The following is a 3,702-nucleotide window of genomic DNA, read 5'->3' on the forward strand; positions in this document are numbered from 1 at the left end:
GGGGAGTAGGGGAGTAGGGGAGTAGGGGAGTAGGGGAGTAGGGGAGTAGGGGAGATAAAGACACCTAGAGACAAAAATTTACTGCTCTAAACCCTAAAACCCTCTAACTTCTGACAGTTTACTATTCCCTTGCGCGTAGCGCTACATATCGCAGCTTAAATCAGTCGAAAAATTGCAAATTTAACAGGAGAAAAAAAATGGCTAAAAGAGTTAATTCTAAAAATACCAAGGCGGAAATTTTAGAAGCTTTTGCAGAACTAAAAAAAGAAAAATCTGCCCTAGAAGCAGAAATAAACCAACTAAGTCAGGAAAGTAAAACTACAACTAAAACCTCTGTAGATTCAATATCAAAAAAACCAGAAAAAGAAGTCGCAAAATTTATGAACTTAAATCAAACTCGTAACAAACCAAGTATGCAGTACACGATTGAAAATTTGTTGATGGTACAAAATGGCTTTGGTGGAGCTATCAGCGAATTATCAGAAAAACTCACTTCAGAAGCAACTAAATTAGAAGAAGTTCGGCAGCAAGTGACAGAAGAAATTCAACAATTAAATGATTTGCATGGTTTAGAAAATATTGAAGAAAATACTTTAGATGATTTGGTTCAACAGTATGAACAAAGTGCTAAAGAATTTGAGACAGAATTTAGCGATCGCCAAGAAGAATTACAACAAGAAATAGAGTCAAGTAAACAAGCTTGGGAAAAGGAACAACAGGAACATCAACGCACAATAAAAGAACGAAATGAACAGCAAGATAAAACTCGTAAACGGGATGAAGAAACTTATGAATATGATTTGAACTTGCAATACAATCTAGATATTGATCAGTATGAGCAAAACAAGAAAAATTTGTATAAGGAATTAGAAGAATTTCAACAGCAACAAGATAAAATATGGTCCGAAAGAGAGCAGTCTATTTCTGAACGTGAAAAAGAATTGGCAAAGGTAAAAGCTGAGGTAGAAAACTTTAAAAAAGAACTAGAGTCTAATATTAATAACGGTAAGGAAAATGGGCGAAATATTGGTACTTATCAGGCGAAAGTTAAATCTGATTTGTTGGCAAAAGAAGTAGAAGGGGAAAAGCAATTTTATGAACTACGGATTCAATCTCTACAACAGACAATTCAAAATCAAGAACAACGGATTAAAAATTTATCTGCACAATTAGATTCCACCTTGACACAGGTTCAAGATTTAGCAGTGAAAGCTATTGAAGGTGCGTCAAATTCTCGTTCATTTCAAGCGATGAAAGAAATTGTTTTAGAACAAAAGAATCAACAAAAGAAAAGTTAATTTTTGGCGATAAAAATAATACTAAATCCTGTTTAATATCAAATTTAGTATTATTAGACAAATCCATAAATTAAATGAATCTTTTATCTACTGGAGTTTAGGCTAAATAGTTGAATATAAAATTAAGTAAAGGATTGAAAAAATCTGGACTATCAACAAACATATTCATCGCATTGCTCTTTAGTGCCAAAGTTGGGTAAAATCCAGTGCAACCTTTGTTTACACGCATCGATACCAGTATTCAATCTTAAAGCGACGTAAATAGAGGTCAACTAATTCTATCAAAGTGGGCATTTGTTCCCCCTTCCAAACTCCAGTCATAACCAAAACCCTGTAGGAGCAAATAGCCATTTGCCCCTACAACTATGATTATTCATAACATTCTTTTTCCAAAACGAAATATTAATAATTACACTTCTTCCTCCTTAACTTTTGAATTCTGACTTATTGAAGCGATCGCCACTCCAATTAATAATAAAATTGCACCCGAAAAAACTATTATAGAAGGCACTTCACCGAACAATAAATAACCTAAAAAACTAGCTCCAACAGGTTCAAATAAAATTGCCAAACTAACTAAAGTAGGAGACAACCAGCGTACTGCCCACATAACACTCGTATTTCCTACTAATTGAGGAAATAATGCCATCAATAAAAAGTAAAAGTATACTAGGCCAGGATAACCAGAATAACCAACACCTAAAATTAAGGGAAGAGGCAATAATACAATTCCAGCTACAGAAAAAACTACCACAACATAGCCACCAACACTAAACCCTTTAGTTTGAACTTCCCGTCCAAGAAGTATATACAAACTCACTACCCAAGCTCCCATCAGAGCCAAAAAGTTTCCCAGGAGAGGGTTAACACCTGTAGGTTCCCCACCAATATCTGCTAAACCAATGATTAGCCCCCCAACCATAGCTACTACTATGCCAATAACTGTCTGACGAGAGAGTCTTTCCTTCAACCACCACCGCGACAACAAAGCTACCCATATCGGGTTAGTAGTTACTAGAGCAGTAGAGGCCGCGATCGAAGTGTAGGATAAAGAGGTAATCCAAAAAGCAAAATGGACTGCGAGGCAAACTCCTGCTGCTAATGCATAGGGTATTGCTCCCGACTGGAGACTCTGCCACTGAATTTTTGACCATGCTGGCACTAACAATAAAGCAGCGATCGTCACCCGCGAGGCAGCTATTACCAGGCTAAACCCTACCCCACTCATGTCAGCAGAGATACTTGCCAACCTAATTAATATTGCACCTGTAGATATTGCCAAAATACCAATAGTTAAAACTAATATAATTTGCCAGTTAGGAGGTTTCATAAGAAAATAAAAAATGGTACAATTGAGTTTAACCAATTATTAGTTAAATATGCTAAAGCTAACTATTATAGTTTTAATTATTCTCATAGGTTCTGCTCTTTGTTCTGCTACTGAAACAGCCTTACTTTCAGTTTCTCCCATCAAAGTACAACAGTTAGCACAGTCTAAAAAACCAGCAGCATTAGCACTGTGGGTAATTAGGAAAAAAATTAATCGCCCAATTGCTACTGTTGTGATTATTAATAACATTTTTAATATAGTTGGTAGTATTTTAATTGGTAATATTGCAGCTTCGGTTTTGGGAAATGCTTGGTTAGGGTTTTTTTCTGCAATATTAACTTTTTTGGTAATAGTTTTTGGGGAAATTATTCCTAAAACTTTAGGTGAGCGTTATGCGATGCAATTTGCATTAACTGTGGCTATACCTGTCCAAGGGTTAACTTTTATATTTACTCCTATAGTCTGGTTGATGGAAAAAATTACTTCTCCTTTTACTAAAGGGCAAAAATCACCCACTACTAATGAAGCAGAAATTATGTTTTTGACCAGAGTAGGATATAAGGAAGGAGTTATTGAGGGTGATGAAGCTGAAATGATTAGAAGAGTATTTCGGCTCAATGACAAAAATTCTTTTGATATTATGACGCCTCGAATAGCGACAACTTATCTCTACGCTAATGCAACTCTGGCTGAGGTAAAGTCAGATATTATTGCTTCTCAACATAGTCGTATTATTGTAATTGGAGGTTCTATAGATGATGTACTTGGTGTAGCGTTGAAAAATGAATTACTTAAAGGAATTATAGAAGGAAAAGATAGTAATAAAATTTATGATTTTATGCGAGATGTTAGATTTATTCCCGATACATTGAGAGTCGATTTATTGCTAAAAGAATTTCAGAAAAATCGTCAACATTTGATGGTAGTTTTAGATGAATATGGAGGAATGTCTGGAGTAGTGACTCTGGAAGATGTATTGGAAGAATTAACTGGTGAAATTGTGGATGAAACCGATCAAAGTGTTGACTTACAAATTTTGGCAAGGATGAGAGGAAAAAGAAAGTTAAAAGATGA

At 35.2% G+C, this 3,702-nt stretch carries 3 protein-coding genes; 2 read left to right on the plus strand and 1 reads right to left on the minus strand.

The genetic code is table 11. From position 1 onward, the window contains the following. The first annotated feature begins 197 nt into the window (after window positions 1-197). Window positions 198-1,298: a hypothetical protein gene (locus AC3DU7_RS28305; RefSeq protein WP_488042591.1), complete on the plus strand. Its 1,101-nt coding sequence runs from the start codon at window positions 198-200 to the stop codon at window positions 1,296-1,298. A gap of 409 nt (window positions 1,299-1,707) precedes the next feature. On the opposite strand, the gene AC3DU7_RS28310 is transcribed toward AC3DU7_RS28305, so the two are convergent. Next, window positions 1,708-2,628: a DMT family transporter gene (locus AC3DU7_RS28310; protein WP_488042592.1), complete on the minus strand. Its 921-nt coding sequence runs from the start codon at window positions 2,626-2,628 to the stop codon at window positions 1,708-1,710. 49 nt (window positions 2,629-2,677) lie between these two features. Between AC3DU7_RS28310 and AC3DU7_RS28315 the strand changes: the two genes are divergently transcribed. Continuing rightward, window positions 2,678-3,702 (plus strand): hemolysin family protein (locus tag AC3DU7_RS28315; RefSeq protein WP_488042593.1); only part of this gene is annotated, 1,025 nt, incomplete at its 3' end.

This window comes from Okeania sp. (genome assembly GCF_983059655.1).

Excerpts from the sequence above, each read along its gene's own strand:
- AC3DU7_RS28305 (WP_488042591.1), top strand. The coding sequence starts at position 198 with ATGGCTAAAAGAGTTAATTCTAAAAATACCAAGGCGGAAATTTTAGAA.
- AC3DU7_RS28310 (WP_488042592.1), bottom strand. The coding sequence starts at position 2,628 with ATGAAACCTCCTAACTGGCAAATTATATTAGTTTTAACTATTGGTATT.